This is a genomic window from Actinoplanes flavus, assembly GCF_017592555.1.
Classification (GTDB): domain Bacteria; phylum Actinomycetota; class Actinomycetes; order Mycobacteriales; family Micromonosporaceae; genus Actinoplanes; species Actinoplanes flavus.
The window spans coordinates 272,597-290,715 of the sequence record NZ_JAGFNS010000002.1 but is presented as its reverse complement, the minus strand read 5'-3'; the positions used below and the strand labels follow the sequence as shown (position 1 = coordinate 290,715).

The 18,119-nt window shown below is 71.2% G+C and carries 13 protein-coding genes and 1 tRNA gene; 6 read left to right on the top strand and 8 right to left on the bottom strand.

The window, feature by feature from the left end; genetic code table 11:
• Positions 1 to 367 precede the first annotated feature (367 nt).
• From J5X75_RS04360 to J5X75_RS04345, 4 genes are all read left to right on the top strand, one after another.
• Positions 368 to 703 carry a hypothetical protein gene (locus tag J5X75_RS04360; protein WP_208465963.1) on the top strand — a complete coding sequence of 112 codons (336 nt, stop codon included), beginning with the start codon at positions 368 to 370 and terminating at the stop codon, positions 701 to 703.
• Positions 704 to 787: 84 nt separating this feature from the next.
• Positions 788 to 1,765, top strand: a complete 978-nt coding sequence (locus J5X75_RS04355) for a hypothetical protein (protein ID WP_208465962.1) — start codon at positions 788 to 790, stop codon at positions 1,763 to 1,765.
• A 348-nt stretch (positions 1,766 to 2,113) separates the two neighbouring features.
• On the top strand, positions 2,114 to 3,691 hold the full coding sequence (locus J5X75_RS04350) for an FAD-dependent oxidoreductase (protein ID WP_208465961.1): 1,578 nt from the start codon (positions 2,114 to 2,116) through the stop codon (positions 3,689 to 3,691).
• Positions 3,688 to 4,029 carry a 4Fe-4S dicluster domain-containing protein gene (locus J5X75_RS04345; protein ID WP_208465960.1) on the top strand — a complete coding sequence of 114 codons (342 nt, stop codon included), beginning with the start codon at positions 3,688 to 3,690 and terminating at the stop codon, positions 4,027 to 4,029. Before J5X75_RS04350 ends, J5X75_RS04345 begins: the two co-directional genes overlap by 4 nt.
• 13 nt (positions 4,030 to 4,042) lie before the next feature.
• Here the strand turns inward: J5X75_RS04345 and J5X75_RS04340 are convergent, their stop codons facing one another.
• From J5X75_RS04340 to J5X75_RS46605, 5 genes are all read right to left on the bottom strand, one after another.
• Entirely contained in the window at positions 4,043 to 6,406 is a 2,364-nt protein-coding gene (locus tag J5X75_RS04340; protein ID WP_208465959.1) for a transglutaminase TgpA family protein, read from the bottom strand.
• Positions 6,400 to 7,509 carry a DUF58 domain-containing protein gene (locus tag J5X75_RS04335; RefSeq protein WP_208465958.1) on the bottom strand — a complete coding sequence of 370 codons (1,110 nt, stop codon included), beginning with the start codon at positions 7,507 to 7,509 and terminating at the stop codon, positions 6,400 to 6,402. The genes J5X75_RS04340 and J5X75_RS04335 overlap by 7 nt, the downstream gene beginning before the upstream one ends.
• A gap of 43 nt (positions 7,510 to 7,552) precedes the next feature.
• A complete protein-coding gene (locus J5X75_RS04330) occupies positions 7,553 to 8,527 on the bottom strand; it encodes an AAA family ATPase (RefSeq protein ID WP_307797919.1) in 975 nt (324 codons plus the stop codon).
• A complete protein-coding gene (locus tag J5X75_RS04325) occupies positions 8,521 to 11,112 on the bottom strand; it encodes a fibronectin type III domain-containing protein (protein WP_208465956.1) in 2,592 nt (863 codons plus the stop codon). The genes J5X75_RS04330 and J5X75_RS04325 overlap by 7 nt, the downstream gene beginning before the upstream one ends.
• Positions 11,113 to 11,201: 89 nt before the next feature.
• Complete coding sequence (locus J5X75_RS46605) at positions 11,202 to 13,484, bottom strand: tetratricopeptide repeat protein (protein WP_208465955.1); 2,283 nt, start codon at positions 13,482 to 13,484, stop codon at positions 11,202 to 11,204.
• Positions 13,485 to 13,651: 167 nt separating this feature from the next.
• Here J5X75_RS46605 and J5X75_RS04315 point away from each other — a divergent pair.
• A tRNA-Leu gene (locus tag J5X75_RS04315) sits at positions 13,652 to 13,735 on the top strand.
• 175 nt (positions 13,736 to 13,910) lie between these two features.
• Here the strand turns inward: J5X75_RS04315 and J5X75_RS04310 are convergent.
• The 3 genes from J5X75_RS04310 to J5X75_RS04300 form a co-directional block, all read right to left on the bottom strand.
• Positions 13,911 to 15,050 carry a tyrosine-type recombinase/integrase gene (locus tag J5X75_RS04310; protein WP_307797918.1) on the bottom strand — a complete coding sequence of 380 codons (1,140 nt, stop codon included), beginning with the start codon at positions 15,048 to 15,050 and terminating at the stop codon, positions 13,911 to 13,913.
• Entirely contained in the window at positions 15,047 to 15,580 is a 534-nt protein-coding gene (locus J5X75_RS04305; protein WP_208465954.1) for a hypothetical protein, read from the bottom strand. Before J5X75_RS04305 ends, J5X75_RS04310 begins: the two co-directional genes overlap by 4 nt.
• A 409-nt stretch (positions 15,581 to 15,989) precedes the next feature.
• A complete protein-coding gene (locus tag J5X75_RS04300; protein WP_208465953.1) occupies positions 15,990 to 16,202 on the bottom strand; it encodes a helix-turn-helix transcriptional regulator in 213 nt (70 codons plus the stop codon).
• Between the two features lie 528 nt (positions 16,203 to 16,730).
• On the opposite strand from J5X75_RS04300, the gene J5X75_RS04295 reads away from it, so the two are divergent.
• Positions 16,731 to 17,975 carry an IS110 family RNA-guided transposase gene (locus J5X75_RS04295; protein ID WP_208465952.1) on the top strand — a complete coding sequence of 415 codons (1,245 nt, stop codon included), beginning with the start codon at positions 16,731 to 16,733 and terminating at the stop codon, positions 17,973 to 17,975.
• The last annotated feature ends 144 nt before the right edge of the window (positions 17,976 to 18,119 follow it).

The window sequence follows — 18,119 nt, the reverse complement described above, 5'->3', positions numbered from 1 at the left end:
GCTCCACCATGACGTTCAAGCTGTCCGGGTTGCTCATCACGACGTAGCCAACCGCGGTCGCGGTCAACGCGTTCAAGAGCTCGGGCGCGCACGTCAACGCCGTTGGGATCAGCACATTTCTCCCCGCCTCCTGTCTGACCGGCTGGAATGGCGGCGCTGACGATGGGCGGCAGGGCGCCGACCCCGGCGATGTGCCGTGCGGCTGCGGAGGAGGCGGGCGAGTGGGCAGCTCAGCCCGGCAGGCGCGGAGGAGGTGGGTGAGTGGGCAGCTCAGCCCGGCGGGCGCGGCAAAGGCGGGAGTGGGCAGGGGCTCGCGGGTCTGGTACGGCGGGTTCGGGTAGCCCGTACCGGGAATGGGGTTGAAGTGATGGGTGAGAATGTCGCCATGATCGGGGACGAGCGGGGTCTGCGGGTTGCCGCGTCGGTGTTCGGCAGGACGTTGTGGGTGATCGCGGGGGCGGTTCCGTTCTTCTACATGGTCGCGGGGGCCGAGGTGGCGTGGATGGAGCGGCTCAGCGACAACGGGACGGGCTCTGTCATCGGCACCGCCCTGATCTGGGCTGTTCTTCTGGCGTTGTTCCTGGGGGCGATGCTGTTCCGGTTTCGGGGAGCGAGGATCGCGGCGGTTTCGGGGTGGGCGCTGAGTCTGCTTCCGGCGGTGGGGGTGTTCGCTCTGCTCTACGGATACATGTACGTCGGTTGACGCCTTCATCGACTTTGGTCGGTTCTGCGCCTTCGGGCGGTTCGCGAGAGTGGGAGTCTCGCGAGCTGGACGGGAGGCGACGGGATGGAACGTGCGCGGTGGGCGCCGGTGGTGGCGCTGCTAATGCTGGCGCCGTGGGCGGCGGAGGCGTCGTGGGGCGGCTTTCCGGTCACCTGGTATCCGCTTCTGGTGCTGTTCCTGGGGCCGCTCTACGGCGGTGCGGCGGTGCTCATCCGGGAGGTGGCCCGTCGCGGTGGGGGCGGCTGGCCGGTGATCGTGCTGCTCGCGGCGGCGTTCGGGGTGGTGCAGGCGGGGCTGGTGGATCAGTCGCTGTTCAATCCGGGGTTTCTGGACGACACCGAGTTCGCGGGGTCCACTCCGGGGTTCGCGGAGCGGGCGTTCGACTACGTCGGCAATCACGTTCTGCTGAGCATCTGTGCGCCGATCATGCTGGTGGAGGCGTTCACGCCGTACCGGTACCGGCACCGGCCCTGGCTGGGTGGGCGCGGCCTGGTCGTCGTCGGTGTGCTCTATCTGCTGGGCAGTTGGCTGATCTTCGCGGACGACGAGGACGGCCGGAAGGGGTTCGTGCTGTCTCCGGCGCAGGCGGGGCTCGCCGTCGCGGTGATCGTCGTGCTGGTCGGTGTGGCGCTGCTGCCCCGGTGGCGGCGCACGCCGCGAGCGGGCGCCGGGTGGGTGCCGCATCCGCTGCTGTTCGGGTCGGTCCTGCTGGGCGTCCACGCGGGTCTGTGGTTCGTGACCGGCTGGTGGGGAGTCGGCGTGCGGGTGGTCGTCGTCGTGTCGGCGGTCGTCCTGGTGTCGGCCTGGTCCCGGCGGGCCGGGTGGTCGCTCCGCCATGGGGTGGCCGGCTGGTCGGCCGGGCTGATCGTCGCCGCGGCCGGGGCCGCCTTCGCTCCGGCCTATGTGCCGACGTCCACGGTGCTGGGCGTGGTCAGCGATCTGGCCGTCCTCGTCCTGGCGGTGGGGCTGGCCGCGGTGGCGTACCGGCGGGTTGCCGGTGAGCGAAGTGGAAGCCCGCGGTCCGGAGTCTCGCTGAGCTGACCGGGTTCACCGGCGGCTCCGCGCTCGGTGACCACGCAGGACGTTCCCACCCCTCGATTCCCTACTTGACAGATGGGTTTTAGAGAATAAGGCTTTCGGTGTTCCTGCTGCTCCCGTAGGAATGCGAAGGAGCCTCCATGTCGTCTTCCGTGCTCGGCTGCCGGGCCGCGCCAGGCCCTCGGCGTCGGCTTCCCGATGAACGACGCCCGCGAGTTCCGGCTGATCGAGCGGCGCGGAGCTCATCGCCGGCGCTCCCCGGCCCCGCCTGATCGACCACCCCCGACTGCTCACCCCGCGCCGCGAGCTGCCGGCCGGGCTGGGCGTCGCCACCGAACCGGAGGACCCCCGATGATCAATCTGGATCTGACCGCCGACGTGGTCGTGGTCGGCGGCGGCCCGGCCGGCACGTGGGCCGCGCTGACCGCCGCCGAGGCCGGCGCCGACGTGCTGCTGCTGGACAAGGGCTACTGCGGCACCAGCGGGCCGACCGCGTCCGGCGGCACCGGCGTCTGGTACGTGCAACCCGACCCGGAAGAGCGGGAGAAGGCGATGGCCAGCCGGGAGAAGCTCGGCGGCTTCCTCCAGGACCGGCGCTGGATGGCCCGGGTGCTGGACCAGACGTACGAGAACATGAACCGTCTCGAGGCCGAGGCCCGCTACCCGTTCCCGATCGTCGACGGCGTGCCGCACAAGCGGGGTGTGCAGGGGCCGGAGTACATGCGCCGGATGCGGTCCTGGATCAAACGGGCCGGGGTGCGGGTCCTCGACCACAGCCCGGTCACCGAACTGCTGGTCGACGGCACCGGCACGGTCGCCGGGGTACGCGGGCACCGGCGGCAGCACGGCACCGGCTACCGGGTCCGGGCCGGGGCGGTGGTGCTGGCCACCGGCGGATGCGCGTTCCTGAGCAAGGCGCTCGGCTGTGACGTCGCGACCGGCGACGGCGCCCTGTTCGCGGCCGAGGCGGGGGCCGAGATGTCCGGGATGGAGTTCTCCACGGCGTACGCCATCGCGCCCGCCTTCACCTCGGTCACCAAGACCGCCTACTACGGGTTCGCGACGTTCTTCCGCGGTGACGGGACGTGGCTCGAGGGGGCCGGCAGTCAGGGCGGCCGCTCGGTGATCGCGAAGGAGCTGCTGCGTACCGGGACCGTGCTGTGCCAGATCGACCGGGCCACCCCGGAACAGCAGCGGCAGATGCGGCTCGGGCAGCCGAACTTCTTCCTCACCTTCGACCGGCTCGGGATCAACCCGTTCACCGAGAAGTTCCCGGTCACGCTGCTGCTGGAGGGCACGGTCCGGGGCACCGGCGGCATCCGGATCATCGCCGACGACTGCGCCACCACGGTGCCCGGCCTGTACGCGGCCGGTGACGCCGCCACCCGCGAGCTGGTGTGCGGCGCCTTCACCGGCGGCGGCAGCCACAACTCGGCGTGGGCGATGTCGTCCGGCACTTTCGCCGGACGGGGCGCCGCCGCCTTCGCGACCGCGCTGGGGGCGACCGCGAACCGGCGGAGGCTCACCGGGGTCGGGGAGGCCGGTATCCAGCGGCCTTTCGACCGGACCGATGCGCTCGACGTCATCCGGCGTGAGGTGCACCCGTACGACAAGAACTACCTGCGTACGGCCTCCCGCCTGGAACCGGCCCTCGCCCACCTCGACGCGGTCTGGGACGGCCGGCGTGGCGGCGCCGTCGCGACCGGCGGTGACCTGCCCGGTGTGCGGCAGGCGGCGGCCATGGTGGCGCACGCCCGGTGGATGTACACGAGCGCGCTCGCCCGTACCGAGAGCCGTGGCATGGCCCGTCGTGAGGAGTTCCCGCGGCTGGACCCGAACCAGTACCACCGGCTCACGGTCGGCGGCCTGGACCGGCTGTGGACCCGCCCCGAGACGGTCACCGGCCGGGAACTGGCGGTGGCGTCGTGATCGAGGTCGTCTCCACCGAACGCTGCGTGAGCTGTGACGTCTGCATCGCGGTGTGCCCGACCAACGTGTTCGAGGCCGGCCCTGGCGGGATCCCGGTGATCGCCCGGCAGAGCGACTGCCAGACCTGCTTCATGTGCGAGGCGCACTGCCCGGCGGACGCCCTGTTCGTCGCCCCGCACACGCATCCGGTGCCGGCCGACTCCCCGCTGCGCGACGAGGAACACCTGGCCGGCACGGGGCTGCTCGGCAGCTACCGACGGGAACTCGGCTGGGGCCGTGGCCGGAAACCGGGCGCCCGCCTGGCGGTCGGCCCCGAACTCCGTCCCGCCGCCACGTAAGGCGGGTCACCTGTCAGCCCGGCGGCTTGCCGCCGGGTGGGCGGTTCCACCGCAACGGCCCCGGGCGTACGGTCCACAGCATCCGTTGCCACCGGTTGCGACGTGCCCGCAGCGCGGTGGCGTAGGCGACCGCCTGCTCCCCCGCTCGGTCCGCCTGTCCCGCGTCGGCGGCCTCCGGCGCGAATCCGGCCGTGTTGATCGCGTCCACCAGCGCATCCAGCGGCGGCAGCGGCGCCGGTTCCGGTGCCGGCGCGGGTGGCGTGACCGGGACGGCCCGGCGGAGCAGACCGGTTCGTTGCGATGGCGGGGGCAGCGCGGACGCGTGCCCGGCCGCCTCGGTGGCCGACAGATGCGACGGAACCGGATGCCCGGCCAGCCGCAGCGCATCCGTGAACTCCAGCCACGCCCCGGTGATCCGCTGAGCCGGATCCCCGAAGGTGAGCCGCCGACGCCGTTGGGCCGACCGCAGCGAGACCACCGCCAGGGCCGCTCCCACCAGCACGAACACCACCCCACCGGAGGCGCCGGAGGCGACCAGCACGGTGGACGGCCCACCCGCGGTCGGTGCGGCCACGACCGCGGACGGTGGGGCCGACGACTCCTCGGCGGTCGGCGCCGGGGTGTCCGACGGCGACGGCGGCGGGGTGGGCTTCGGCGGGGTGTAGTCCTCCTCGACCGGCCGGACGGTGTCGCTCTTCGGCATCGGGTCGAAGGCCACCCACCCGACGCCGTCGAAGTACACCTCCGGCCAGGCGAGCGCGTCACCGGCGGTGACCGCCCCACCCGCGGCCGGCGCCGTGAACCCGACGACCACCCGGCTGGGCAGACCGGTCAGTCTGGCCAGCAGCGCGTACGCCGCCGCGAACTGTTCCGAGGTGCCTTTCTGGCCACCGAGGTCGCGCCGCCCGAAGAGGAAGTGGGCGAGGTTCGGATAGGCGTGCCCGCTCGGCGCGTCGGCCACGTGCCGGTAGTGCTCGGCCAGGAACTGCTCGATCACCACGGCCCGGTCGTAGGCGGCGCTGTACCCCTCGGCGAGATGCTCGGCGAGCCCTTCGATCTGCTGGGGTGTGTTCGGGCCGACCTTCAGATAGCGGACCCAGGCGTCCCCGGACGGTACCTCGGCGATCGGCAGCAGACCGAGGTCAGGCGTCTGTGTCTGGGAGAGGGCCGTGTAGCGCAGCCCGTCGCTGAGTCCTTCCGGCCGGATCAGGGTGCCGGTCGCCGCGTCGTAGGCGACCCGTGCCCCGGTGATCCGGGTCGGCGTCGGCACGGCGGGCAGCAGCCGCCCGGTCAGTCCGGTGATGGTGATCTGTTGCTGCGACTCGGCGACCCGCACACCGGCCGGCGCGGTCGGCGCGGGCAGCACACGGCCGGCGTTCCGGTAGATCCCGCCGACGCGCCAGGTGACCCCGTCGTAGTCGGAGAGGACGGCCAGACGAAGCCGCACTTCAGGCTGGCCGGGCGCGGCCGGCCGGTCCGAGGCGCCGGGCTTTCCGGACGCGCGGGGCCTTCCGGGTGCGGCGGACGCGGAGACAGCGGGGGCCGTGGTGCGGGGAGCGGCCGCCGGCACGAGGCCCGGCCGGAACTCCAGCAACTGCTGCGCCGGGTCGAGCGCCCACCCCGAGATCCGGTTGAGCGGGCTCTCGTCCAGGCTGTCGACGCGGGGCGGCTGCACGTACCGCCGGGGGTCGACCGGTGTCGCGGTGACCCGGCCGGCGATCCACGGACCGGTCGCCGCGATCAGGCCGAGAACGACCGCCAGCCCGGCGGCCGCGCCACCGAGCGCCCGCGCCCGCACGGCCGCGTGCGACGTCGCGCCGGTCACCGAGGTGCTGGCGAGCGCGGCCACGACCAGTCCGGCGAAGGTCAGCGTCGAGGTCGTCGCGGCCGAGGCGTTGGGCCCGACCACGTAGAGCGCACCCGCGTAGACCAGCGCCGGAGGCAGACAGCCGAGCAGCACCCGCCCGCCGCGTACCGCGATCTCGGTGGCGGCGAGACCCGCCACCCACACCGCGCCCACCGCGATGATCACGGTGTCCGGCGTCGGCTCGATCGGGATCATAGCGGTGAGCAGGCGCGGAATCCCGTTGGCGAGCGCGTCCCGGGCGACCGTCAGGGTCAGCCCGTCGTCCCCGGCGGCCAGCGAGAGGGCGAGCGCCGCATATCCGCCGAGCAGCGCGGCCGAGATCGGCGCCACCGTCCACGAGGGCAGCCGCCGGGCCGCGACCCCGACCGTCACCGAGCCGATCGCCGCGCCCGCCACCAGCCGGAACAGCAGACCGTCGGCGTAGATGCCGCCGAGCGCCGCCCCGGCCAGCATGAGCATTCCGGCCAGCGCGACCGGCACGACGGCCCGCCGCAGCACCCGGGTCACCATCCGCGGACCCCGTCCCAGGCGGCGGCGAACTCGGCGCCGTCGGCGGCCTCGATCACCAACAGGCGGTCGGTGGGCGCGGCCGGCGAGGAGTCGCGGTCGCCGAGGATTCCGGCCAGAGCGATGGGGTACGCCGAGCGCAGCCCACCGAGCGCACCGAGATCGTCGCGCCCGCCCGGCCCGGTCAGGAAGATCAGTGTGTCGCCGAGCTTCCGCGCCCGCAGGTGACGCAGCGTGGCGTCGAGATCCCCGTCGCCGAGGGTCGCCTCGGTCAGCACGTCCAGATGCGGCCCGGTGAGCGTGGCCGCGACCAGATGCAGGGTGACCGGCAGGTCCTCGCGCACCGCGGCGACGACGATCGACGCGGCCGCCTCGCAGGCGTCCTCGAAGCTGTCCCCGCGGTGGGCGGCGGCCCGGTCGTCGAGCAGGACGACGATCTGCGGCTCGGAGGTGTCGAGCTGTTCGCGGACCATGAGCTCACCGACCTTGGCGCTGCTGCGCCAGTGGACCCGCCGCAGTTCGTCGCCGGGCACGTACTCCCGCAGCGTGTCGAAGGTGATCGTGCCCTGCGGCACCTTGTCGACCCGCCCGTCGAGGCTGCGGGTGAGCCCGGCCGGGACCGCCCGCATCGGGTGCACGCGCGGGTAGACGCGGACGATCGTGGTGCCGCCGTAGGCCCGGTTCAGGGTGATCAGCCCGAGCGGGTCACGGCGGGTGACGTGCAGCGGCCCGATCGGCACCAGCCCGCGCCGGTGCGTCGGCACCGGATAGCTCTCGACGGTGTCGTGCCCGGCCCGCAGGCGCAGCAGCGGCACGTCGACGGTCGCGGTGCCGCAGCGGTCGGTGGCGATCAGGCTGGCCGCCCGCACCCTGCTGGTGTTGCTGATGGTGAGGGTGACGTCGGCGGGTTCGCCGCGGGCCACCCGGTCGGGTTCGGCGACGCGGGTGACGCCGAGCCGGGGCCGCCAGAACCCGAAGACCAGCGCCGCGACGACCGCGATCCCGGCGGCCGCCCCCAGAAGTGCCAGGTCGGGGTAGCCGTAGCGGAAGCCGGCCACGAGCAGGATCACGGCGGTGACGGCCAGGGCGGCACCGCGGGCGGTCATCCCACTGCGCTGTCGTCTCGGGTGGTGAGGGCCGGGCAACGGATCAGGCCGGGAGGTGCTGGTGGTCGGGCAGTGGGACGGGCACCGACCGCAGCGCGTCGGCGAGCACGTCGGCCGCGGTCACCCCACGCAGCTGGGCGTCGGCGGACAGCAGCACCCGGTGCGCGAAGACCGGCTCGATCAGGTCCTTGAAGTCCTCGGGCAGCACGAAGGCCCGGCCGTTGATCAGCGCATAGGCGCTGGCGGCACGGGTCAGCGCGATCACCCCACGGGGGCTGACGCCGACGCGGACCTGTGGATGGTTCCTGGTGGCGGCGGCCAGGCGCACGGCGTACGCGTAGAGGGGGTCGGCGATGTGGACGGCCGCGACCATCCGCGCCATCTCGCCGATCATGGTGGTGTCGGTGACCGGTTCGAGGGAGTCCGGGGACCGGACGGCCGCCCCGCGCAGCACCTCGATCTCGACGTCCTCGTCGGGGTAGCCGACGGACAGTTTGACCAGGAAGCGGTCGAGCTGGGCCTCGGGCAGACGGTAGGTGCCGTCCATCTCGACCGGGTTCTGGGTGGCGACGACCAGGAACGGCTGCGGCACCGGGTGCGGCACGCCGTCGACGGTGACCCGGCGTTCCTCCATCACCTCGAGCAGCGCCGACTGGGTCTTCGGGGACGCCCGGTTGATCTCGTCGGCGATCACCAGGTTCGCGAAGACCGGCCCGGGGTGGAACTCGAAACCACGGCTGGCCTGGTTGAACACGGTGACGCCGGAGACGTCGGAGGGCAGCAGGTCCGGAGTGAACTGGATACGCCGCCACTGCCCGCGGATCGACGCGGCAAGCGCCCGGGCCAGCGTGGTCTTGCCGACGCCGGGCACGTCCTCGAGCAGGACGTGCCCCTGGGCGAACAGCGCGGTGAGGGCGAGCCGGACCACCTCCGGCTTACCCAGGACAACGGTGCCGATCCGGTTGGCCAGTTCCCCGGCGACCTCGGCGAATCCCTGTACGTGAGCGGGCGTCAGCACGTCGGCAGGTCCGCCAGGTCGTCCCCGCCGTCGAGGTTCAGCCACGCCCACGGGATGTAGGTCTTGCCCTCGTAGTTCACCTGGATCCACCACGTGCTTCTCTTGTTCTTGTTGTAGACGTACGCGTAGACCTCTTCACCGGTCTTCTTGCAGTACGCCTGGAGCCGGACCCCGTTCTTGACCCAGCCCGCCTGCTGGTCGTCGTCCTGCCGGGTGACCTTGAAGATCTCGTTGCCGTTGCGGCCGGAGACGTCCTTGTCGCAATAGGTCCTCTGGTCGCCGGTGTCGCCGTTGATGCAGGTGGCCGTCCCGTACAGGGCGTCGGTGGTCTTCGCCATGTTCTTCGCGGCGCTGCCGGCCGCGTTCTTGGCGGTGACCGTGAACGTGTAGGCGGTGCTCGGCTTCAGCCCGCTGGCGCCGAGGCTGGTGCAGCTGCCCGACGAGCCCCTGCCGCCGCCGGAGACGGTGAGTGTGCAGGTGGCCGTGCCGCCGCCGTTGTTGACGGTGAACGACACCTTCGCCGTGTTGAACGTCGGGTCGACGCCGGTCATGGTGACCGTCGGCACGGCGACGGTGCGGGCGGTCGCGGTCGCCGCGTCACCGGGACCGGCCTCGTTGACCGCGGTCACCTCGACCTGCACGGTGGCGCCCGTCCCGAGCCCGGTCAGGGTGACCGAGGTCTCGGCGACCTTCGTCTCCTTACCGCCGGCCTTCACCACGTACTCGGTGATCGGGCGGCCGTTGTCGGCCGGCGCCGTCCAGGTGACGCTGATCGCGCCGGCCTGCGCGGCGACCGTGGCGGCCTCCACGTTCTCCGGCTTGGCCGGCTTGCTGAACGGCACGATCGTGTTGCTGACCGCGGACGCCTTCGAACCGGCGCCCTTGTCGTTGACCGCGACCACGGTGAACGCGTACTGCTTGCCGAACTCGAGCTGGCCGGCGGGCACCGCGAGAGTGGTGGTGGTCGACTCGCCGATCGGGGAGCTGACACCCTCCGAGATGGCGGTCACCGCGTACCGCTGGATCTTGCGGCCCTGGCCGTTGGCGGCCGGCCAGGTGACGCCGACCGTGCCGTCGGCCTTCGCCTCGGCGACCGGCGTGCCCGGCGGGTCCGGCACCTCGGCCGTCGGCATCACCGCGTTGCTCATCCGGCCGGGCCCGTCGCCCTTGCGGTTCACGGCGTGCACTTCGAACCGGTACGTCTGCCCGTTCGTCAGCCCGTCGACCACGAGCGACCGCTGGTCGGCGCCGACCGGGAAGGTCCGCCCGGCGCCGGCCACCACGTACCGGGTGATCGGGGCGCCGTTGTCCGCCGCCGACTGCCACGACACCCGGACCTCGGCGTTACCGGCGGCGGCGCGGACACCGCGGGGCGCGCCCGGCTTGGCGGCGACCGGCTTCTTCGGCTTCTCCCGCTTCGGCGGGGCGGGCGGCGTCTTCACCTTGGGCGGGTCACCGCCGACGACGTCGTCGCGCTCCTTGTTGACCGGGCGGACCGTGTGGTTGCCGTCGACGACGCGGGCCGTCGTGGAGCCGGGCGCGTTGATGAACAGGTGCTCCTCGCGCACCTCCAGCTCCAGCTCGCCGCCCGGCTGCTCGAAGTCGATCGGCTGCTCGGGCCTGCCGTCCTGGTTGATGACGTGCACCGTGCCGTCGTCCTCCGGCACATACAGATAACCCTCGTACGGCACGGCCGGCCCCAGGTCGCCGCCGTCGTCCGGAACGGTGACGTCGCGCACCCCGTTCCCGTCGGTGGCGACGGTGTAGACGCGCCGCTCGTCCGGCACGGTGATCGCGATGACGTCACCCTCGGTGCGCTCGGGCAGCTCGCCCGGCCCGGTCAGCGGCAGCGTGGCCGGCTGCCCCGGCCCGTTCTCCCCGATCACGGTGAGCGCGTTGGTGGTGCGGTTCAGCACGGCGACACCCTCGTCCAGGGCGGAGACGACCAGGTCGTGGCTGGCGGCGGCCACCGAGTCGGTGCGCACCCGCACCGGGGCGGCCGCGCCCGGGTCGATCGCGGTGACCGTGCCCTCACTCGGCGCGGCGATCCACAGCCGGCCCGTCCCGTCGAAGAGGCCACCGCTGATGCCCGGCGGGAACTGCAACGCCTCCCCCACCGGCTGCAACGAACCCGGGTCGACCTGCTGCACCTTGCCCTGCACGGCGTCGACGATGAACGCGCTGTCGTCGTGCAGGGCCACGCTCACGCCGATGCCCGGCTCCGACTGCTGATTCCAGTACGCCAGAAGATCGGTGAGGTCCATCGAGGCGATCGCGCCGGTGTTGACGTCACGCAACAGCACGAACCGGTCACTCTGGCTCACCTGCAACGCGTGCCCGCGGGCCTGATTGACATCGGCGCGGGTGTCGATGCGGGCCGCCGTGCCGTTGATCCGGGCCAGCTCGCCCTTGCCCTTGCTCCACACCCAGGACGCCGCGTCGAAGCTGGCCAGCGCCTTGTCAGCGGTGCCGAGCCCGCGCACGGTGAGCCCGAGCCCGGCCACCAGCACGAGCACGGTGGCTATCGTGACCAGTTGCCCCCGGCTGGGCAGGCGTCGCCTCCGTACCGCCTCTGCGCTGGTCACCGCGGCTGTCCTCCTGTCGATTCCGGTCGATCCGCCTCAAGGACGCAGGCCATCATAGGGAAGGCCGTTCGCTCGCGGGTACCCGTGTCTCATCGCTGTGGACGAGTGGTCCCCCGGTTCGTGCACTCCTGGACAGAGCTGGACATCTGCTCGGCCGAATAGACGGCCACCACTGCGAAGCAGTAGTCGAGGTTGGCGTTGAGCCCGTACTCCACGAACGCCACCTTCCCCGGCCCGACGTGCCCGACCGCCTTCAGCTGCTCACCCCGCTTGGCCATCGTGATGATGAACGACGCCTTGCGCTTCGCCGGATCCACCCAGGTCAGACCCACACTGGTCCCGCGGTCGTCCAGCTCCAGCCCGGTCGGCGGCGCCCCACCCAGAACGGGCACACTCGGATCGACGGCGGCACCGGTCTCCTGCGCCACCGGCTCCCGCGACCGGTCCGCGAGCACCACGACGAGCGCCCCGACGGCGATCACGGCGACCAGCGTCGCGAGCACGGTGAGGGCCACCGCGATGGCGCGACTCCCGCTTTTGTTTCCTTCGATGGGGTACGGGGTGAGCGCACCCGCCGCGGGCTGAGCCACCCCCGGGTATCCCCCGGCCTGCTGCTGCCACACGCCGGGTTGCCGCGCCGCGTACCCCGGCACCTGACCCGCAGCGCCGGCGTTCGGCTGCGCACCCGCGTACGCGGAAGGCGCCTGACCCGTTCCCGGGCCCGCATAGCCGGCGGGCGGCCGGCCCCCGTGCGGCCCCGCCCCCGGCCCCGACCCCAGCCCCGACCCCAGCCCCGACCCCGACCCCAGCCCCGACCCCAGCCCCGGCCCCGGCCCCGGCCCCGGATGACCCTGACCCGCGTGACCACCCGCGGGCCCCGACACCACCCGACCAGCTTGAACACTGGCAGACCCGGCCACGGAATCCGGATACCCCGGTCGACCCTGACCCGGGTGAGTGCCCGCGCGCGTGGACGCCGACTGACCCCCCTGAACACCGGCCCACCCGGACGCGGGATCCTCGAAACTTTGCTGAGCCTGGTTCGCGCGACCACCCGCAGGCCCGGACGTGGGATCGGAATAGCCCGGCTGGGCATGGCCCGCGTGAGTGCCCGCCTGCGTGGACGCCGCGTCCGGATGGCCCGGCTGTGCTGCCGGGTGACCGTGCGGCCGGCCCGGTGGGGACACGGGCGGGACGGCAGGGCTCGCCGTCGCATCAGCCAGGTACGCGTGTCCGTCGACGCTCGGTGTGACGGGAGCACCCGTCCACGGTCCAGCGGGCGGCATCCCCGGCCGCGTCGTGACCGGGCCAGGCTGCGCGGAAGCCACCGACTCGGACCGGACCAGCGGCAACATCTCGGTCACCCGCTCCATCGCCCCACGCGAATCCGGCGAGGGTGACGGAGCGGGGCCAGGCGCCGGCAGGAACCCCGATCCCGGCCGCGAAGCAGGAACACCGGGCACCGAGGACGGCCCCTGCCCGCGGATCGGGCCGGGCACAGGAGCCGAGCCGGGCACAGGCTCAGCCTGGCCGGGCACAGGAGTGAGTCCATGACCATGAACCGGGCCGGGCACAGGAGTAGGCCCGTGGCCGTGAGCCGGGCCGGGCACAGGAGTAGGCCCGTGGCCGTGAGCCGGGCCGGGCACAGGAGTAGGTCCCTGGCCGTGAGCCGGGCCGGGCACAGGAGCGGGCCCCTGGCCGTGAGTCGGGCCGGGCACAGGAGCGGGTCCCTGGCCGTGAGTCGGGCCGGGCACAGGAGCGGGTCCCTGGCCGTGAGCCGGGCCGGGCACAGGAGCGGGTCCCTGGCCGTGAGCCGGGCCGGGCGCTGGGGCCGGATGTGGTCCCGGCGCAGTAGCCGGCGTGGGACCGGGGCGCGGCGCCGAGGCCGGCGGAGCGGTTGGGGGCGGTGCTGTCGGCCGTACCGTCGGGGTTGAAGGATCTTCGGAGAGATGAGCCCGCGCCCGGGCGACCAGCCGGTCCCCGTCGCCGAGAACCGCCGGCCCGTGCTCGGCGACACGCCCGAATGCTTTGCGCGCTTCATGCCGGTTCCCGAGCTCTTGAGCTACGACGCCCAGATCATGGGAGATGTGCAGCATGAGCGGATCAGCGTCCCCAAGCCGCCACTGCCCGGCCGCGTAGGCGTCCTCCAGCACCCGGCGCGCGCCCATCGGATCATCGCCCCGCAGATAGACCCCGGCAAGCTCCCGCTGAGCGGTAAGAACGTCCGGTTCGTCCTCCCCGAGCTTCTCCCGCCCGAGCTCGACAGCCCGTTCAAGCAGCACCTGAGCCGCGTCGAGATTGCCCGCGGCGATCAGACCACGGGCCCGCTCGAGGGCCGGAGTGAGAGGGGACGGCTGCGACACGTCCGCCATGCTGCCCGCTCATCCCGCCCAACGCCACATCCGATCCCCGTGACGGTTTCGACCCCCGCTTCGACCCCACCCGGGAGCCGTATATAGTTCTCACCTGTGCGGCCCGCTGGGCAGCCGAAACCCGGGTGAAAGCCACGGTGACGGCCCCGGTAAGCTGTTCAGAGCAAGTCCGGGTGGCGGAATGGCAGACGCGCTAGCTTGAGGTGCTAGTGCCCTTAACGGGCGTGGGGGTTCAAGTCCCCCCTCGGACACAGAAATGCGGCACCCATGCCCATGATGGGTGTTCATGTGGCACATGATAGCCACCAGGCTGATCAGCCGTAAAACACAGCAACGAAGTAAGGGCTCCCCGCAGCGGGGAGCCCTTACTTCGCTGGATCTGCAATCCTTCAAGCAGGCAGTATGCAACTTCTGTGACGCCGACCACTATGAATGCGGCGTTCCGTCCGGCTCATCCCCGGTCGCAGCCGGGAGTTGCGCCTGCTCCCCCAGTCTCGCTGTCAGCATCACGGTCATGGGGTCGCCGTCGGCCAGTGGATGGGGCTCGCCGGTGAGCGCGGCCAGTGCTTGGGCAACTTCACGCAGCGTGGCTTTGGTGTAGACGCTGATGGTGGCCTGCCGGCTGGGGTCGGCATGGCCTGCGTAGCGGTGAGCGATCGACTGGCCGAAGTGCCGTTCGACCCAGGTGAGGGTGGTGTGGCGAAGCCAGTGGGCGCTGACCTGGTGGCTGTCAGCCCACGGCAGGTAGCTGCGGATGCGGTTCCAGAGGTTGTCGTACCGACGTTTGCCGACTGGGCGGCCGTTGCGGTATCGCAAAATCTGGCTGGCGGGGTTGCCGTCGCCGCGTTCGCTGAAGTGAGTGGCGAGTGCTGCCGCCAAGGTCGGGGAGATGGGCTGCCAGCGTTCGGTCTGCCCTTTCTCGCGCAACAGGATCAGGCACTGTTCGGTGTCGAGGTCGCGTCGGCGTGCCTGGAGTGCTCCGCCTTGGCGACAGGCGGTCTCCAGGTGGAAACGCAGGATTAGGAGGTCCAGGTCAGGGTCATTGCCGGTCTCTGAGGCGACCGTGATGATCTGGGCTACCGCTCGCTCAGGGAGTGCTTCACGGAGGCTTCGCTGTCGGCGAGGTTTGCGGACGCGGGCGGCGGGATTGTCGTCGGCGTCGATGAGCCGATCGTTGCGGGCGTAGTGGTAGATGCAACGCAGGGCTGCGATGAGATGTTCGGCAGCTGCTCCTCCGCCGCGGGAGTTGCGCCGCCGGGCGGCCGATTCGCGGGTGCGCTGGGCGAACTGCTGGATCTCGGTGGGGGTGGGTTCGTCGAGGCGGCGATGCCCCCACTGCTCGAGGATCCGTTGCCAGTAGGTGCTGTAGGCCCGACGGGTTCCAGGCGTGACGGCGTCTACGACGTGAGGGATGAATTCGGCGAAGGTCGGTGCAGGCTTGCGTGGGGAACTCGACGCGCCGTTGGTGATCTGTTCGGCGGTGACGTTGAGTTGCGCCATCAGAGCGGTGACCAGGGCTATGTTCGTGGATTCCTGGTGGCTGCCGGTTGCATCGGCGGCGCTCACGAATGCGGGCTTTGCGGGTCAAAGTGGGGCCGCAGGAGCAGGGAGACCATTCGCGGCGAGAAGATGCGCAAGGTGCCGGTGTTGTCAGCGGCGAGCAGGAGCCGGTCGCCAGGGGCGATGGCTGCTCGATGGCGGGCGGTCGCTGGCATGTTCAGGTGGCCGCGGATGCGAATGGCTCTGCTGGGCGCGGCGTCGCCGACTCGTTGGGGTGGGGTGATACGTGTGGCGGTGATCAGTCGTTGGGAATCGACGGTGAATTTGATGAGGTCGCCAGGCTTCCAGCCCAGTGTGTGGAGCAGGGTTGCTGCCGCCATGCGGCCGCGATTGTCGATGGAGGTAACGGCGTAATGGACGGATTCGTCGGGCTGTCGCTGAAGGTCAGCGGATGTTGGCATGGGTAGGCGCACGAGGTCTGCCGACGCGGCGCGACGCGATCTGTGGCTGCCTACCAGTGGCCAGTCCGCTATGTCATGACGCATTCGTTCTGCTCCCTCGTTCGCCCGGACGTCGGGTTCGTGGGAGATCTGCACCGATCTCCTGCTGTAGAGCAGAGCGGTTGTCGGCCTTCACCCGATAGTTGACTGCGCTTGTCTCGGGTTGTCCCCGGTTGTCCCTCTTGCCAGCGGCAGCGGTGTGAGGGCCTCGGCCATGTGACGAACGCGCGCCCACAAATGGATCACCTCTGCCATCGTCGCGGGCTTTCCGGTCAGCCGCGGCCGTGCAGACCTACGACACCATCGTGATGGACCGGAATCCGGGAGGCCCGGTTGGTATTTTCGAGCGTGGGCCGGGTTCACAGAGCGGCCGTCACCTGGCCCGTCACGGCAGCCGCCGCGCTAGGTTCGCGCATTGGACAGCTATCGGCCGCCTTGCGGAGCTCCACACGCGGCATCACCGTTCCCGTCCGAGAACCTCAGGAAGACCAAGGACGAGGCGTTCTCAGTTCTCGTCGTCGTCGGACGCGTCACGCCGGTGTGCCTTCATCCAGGCTTCGACGTCCTCGGTCAGCCAGACCTTGCCTTGAACCAAGTCCGCGATCGGCACGGGAAAGTCTTGCCGGCTGGTGATCTGGTAAGCGCGTTGGCGGCTGACGCCGCCGAGGCGGATGCGGATCTCGTGTGCACCCATGAGACGAATCGGTTTCACTGACATGCCCATGACTATAGCGTTACGACAAGCCGCGCAAAGACCACTGGTCGCGCAGCTAGCCCTGATGGGGTGAATGGAGCTCCGCAGCGCGTACATCCCGCCGCTCAAGGAAGCAAGGCCCACTCTGTCGGTGTGGCCTCGCCGGGCAGGCGAACCTAGCCGTCCCTTGCCCCGGCGCGCACACGGCAATCACAGACGCGTCCGCCCTCCGCGACCGAACCGGGTGCCGATCGAGGTGGCAGTCGCGGCGGGTGACTCGCTACAGTCCACATCGGACGTCGGCGTTCCTCAGCAGGACGGCGGTCCCTGCCATGACCTATCGAGCTGCCGGTCATGGTGCTTCTCCTCCCCGCGCACGCGGGGGTGCTCACTTCAGTATCTGCCCGAGAATCAGCGGCATGCTGTCGCACGACATGACTTCCCACCGGCATTTCGCCGGCAACGGTGAGTTCCGTCGTGTTCGGCGGCTATGCGCGTCATCTCGGCGGTTCGGCTGGAGTCACCCCACCGTGCCCGGGATCGGAGACATGCATGCAACGGCCACCGCGCTTCTTCTGCGGGATCGACTGGGCCGACCAGCTGAACGACGTCGCGGTGATCGACACCCGCAGCACTACCGTGCGCCACCTGCGGATCGCCGCCTCCCCCGATGGCGTGCGTGAGCTGTTCACGCTGCTGTCCGGGCTGCTCGCCAGCCACCAGCACAGCCGCAAGCAGGTCCCGATAGCGATCGAGACTAACGCCGGCCTGTTGGTCCAGGCGCTGCGAGCCCGTGGCCAGACGGTGTTCCAGATTCCACCGACCGACATGGCCCGCTTCCGCGCCTACCGGTCGGTGACGAAGAAGAAGGCCGACCGCTCGGATGCGGAACTGCTGGCGAGGCTGCTGCGCGACAAGTGGGGCGAGCTCCAGCCGCTCCCGGACACCAGCGCGGCCGCAGAGGCCATCACCGTGCTGGCCGGCGCCCAGTACCGGTCACAGCTACTGCGCGAGCAACTACAGGCGAAACTTCGCCGGCTGTTGCACCAGGTCCACCCCACCGCACTGGTCGCCTGGGAAGGCCGCGACTTCGGGCTGCGCCGCCTCGAAGCGCGGGCGGTCCTCGAGGCCGGCCCGACAGCCGAAGCCGCGGCACGGCTGACCCAGTACCGCCTCTCCAAGATCCTCGAACCGGTCCGGCTGCGGCTCGTCGATGACGAGGCCTACCGGCTATGCGATCTTTTTGCCCAGCCGGTCCTGCGGCTACCCCGCGAGATCGAGAAGGCCACCGCCGTAGAGGTCCGCGCATTGCTGGAGCAGTTCAACCACGCCTGCGAGACCACCGACCGACTCACGACCGAATTGACCGATGCGTTCCTGCAGCATCCACACGCCCCGATCTACCTGTCGTTCCCTGGCTGTGGCCCTCTCGGCGGCGCCCGTCTGCTGGCCGAACTCGGCGACGATCCCCGTCGGTTCGCCACCGCGCGCGGCCTGCGTGCCTATGCCGGGATCGCACCGCTGACCTGGTCCAGCGGCAACAGCAGCCATGTGGCCCACCGATACGTCTGCAACCGGCGGCTCAAAGCCGTCTGCCACCAGTGGGCGTTCTGTTCCCTGACCCGGTCACCCGGCGCCCGCGCCCGGTACAACCAGCGCCGCGCCGCCGGCGACACCTACGCCGGCGCACTACGCCGCGTCAGCGCCCGCCTGCTCACCGGACTGCACCACTGCCTGGCCATCGGCACTCACTTCGACGAACACCACGCCTTCACCAGCCCACCACAGCTCGAATAGCCAACCGCCGCGGAGGCCGCGGAGGATGACCGGAGACGTCTGAGTAGATCCCGAGCCACGAGCTCTTACGTGGGAGCGGCGCCCGGTCATCCCCCTCGGCCTCCGCAGCACAGACCAACCACCAGGCCGAACTCGACAGGAGCC

Coding starts and splice junctions, on each gene's coding strand:
- J5X75_RS04360 (WP_208465963.1), top strand. CDS start 368: ATGGGTGAGAATGTCGCCATGATCGGGGACGAGCGGGGTCTGCGGGTT.
- J5X75_RS04355 (WP_208465962.1), top strand. CDS start 788: ATGGAACGTGCGCGGTGGGCGCCGGTGGTGGCGCTGCTAATGCTGGCG.
- J5X75_RS04350 (WP_208465961.1), top strand. CDS start 2,114: ATGATCAATCTGGATCTGACCGCCGACGTGGTCGTGGTCGGCGGCGGC.
- J5X75_RS04340 (WP_208465959.1), bottom strand. CDS start 6,406: ATGGTGACCCGGGTGCTGCGGCGGGCCGTCGTGCCGGTCGCGCTGGCC.
- J5X75_RS04335 (WP_208465958.1), bottom strand. CDS start 7,509: ATGACCGCCCGCGGTGCCGCCCTGGCCGTCACCGCCGTGATCCTGCTC.
- J5X75_RS46605 (WP_208465955.1), bottom strand. CDS start 13,484: ATGGCGGACGTGTCGCAGCCGTCCCCTCTCACTCCGGCCCTCGAGCGG.
- J5X75_RS04300 (WP_208465953.1), bottom strand. CDS start 16,202: ATGTCAGTGAAACCGATTCGTCTCATGGGTGCACACGAGATCCGCATC.
- J5X75_RS04295 (WP_208465952.1), top strand. CDS start 16,731: ATGCAACGGCCACCGCGCTTCTTCTGCGGGATCGACTGGGCCGACCAG.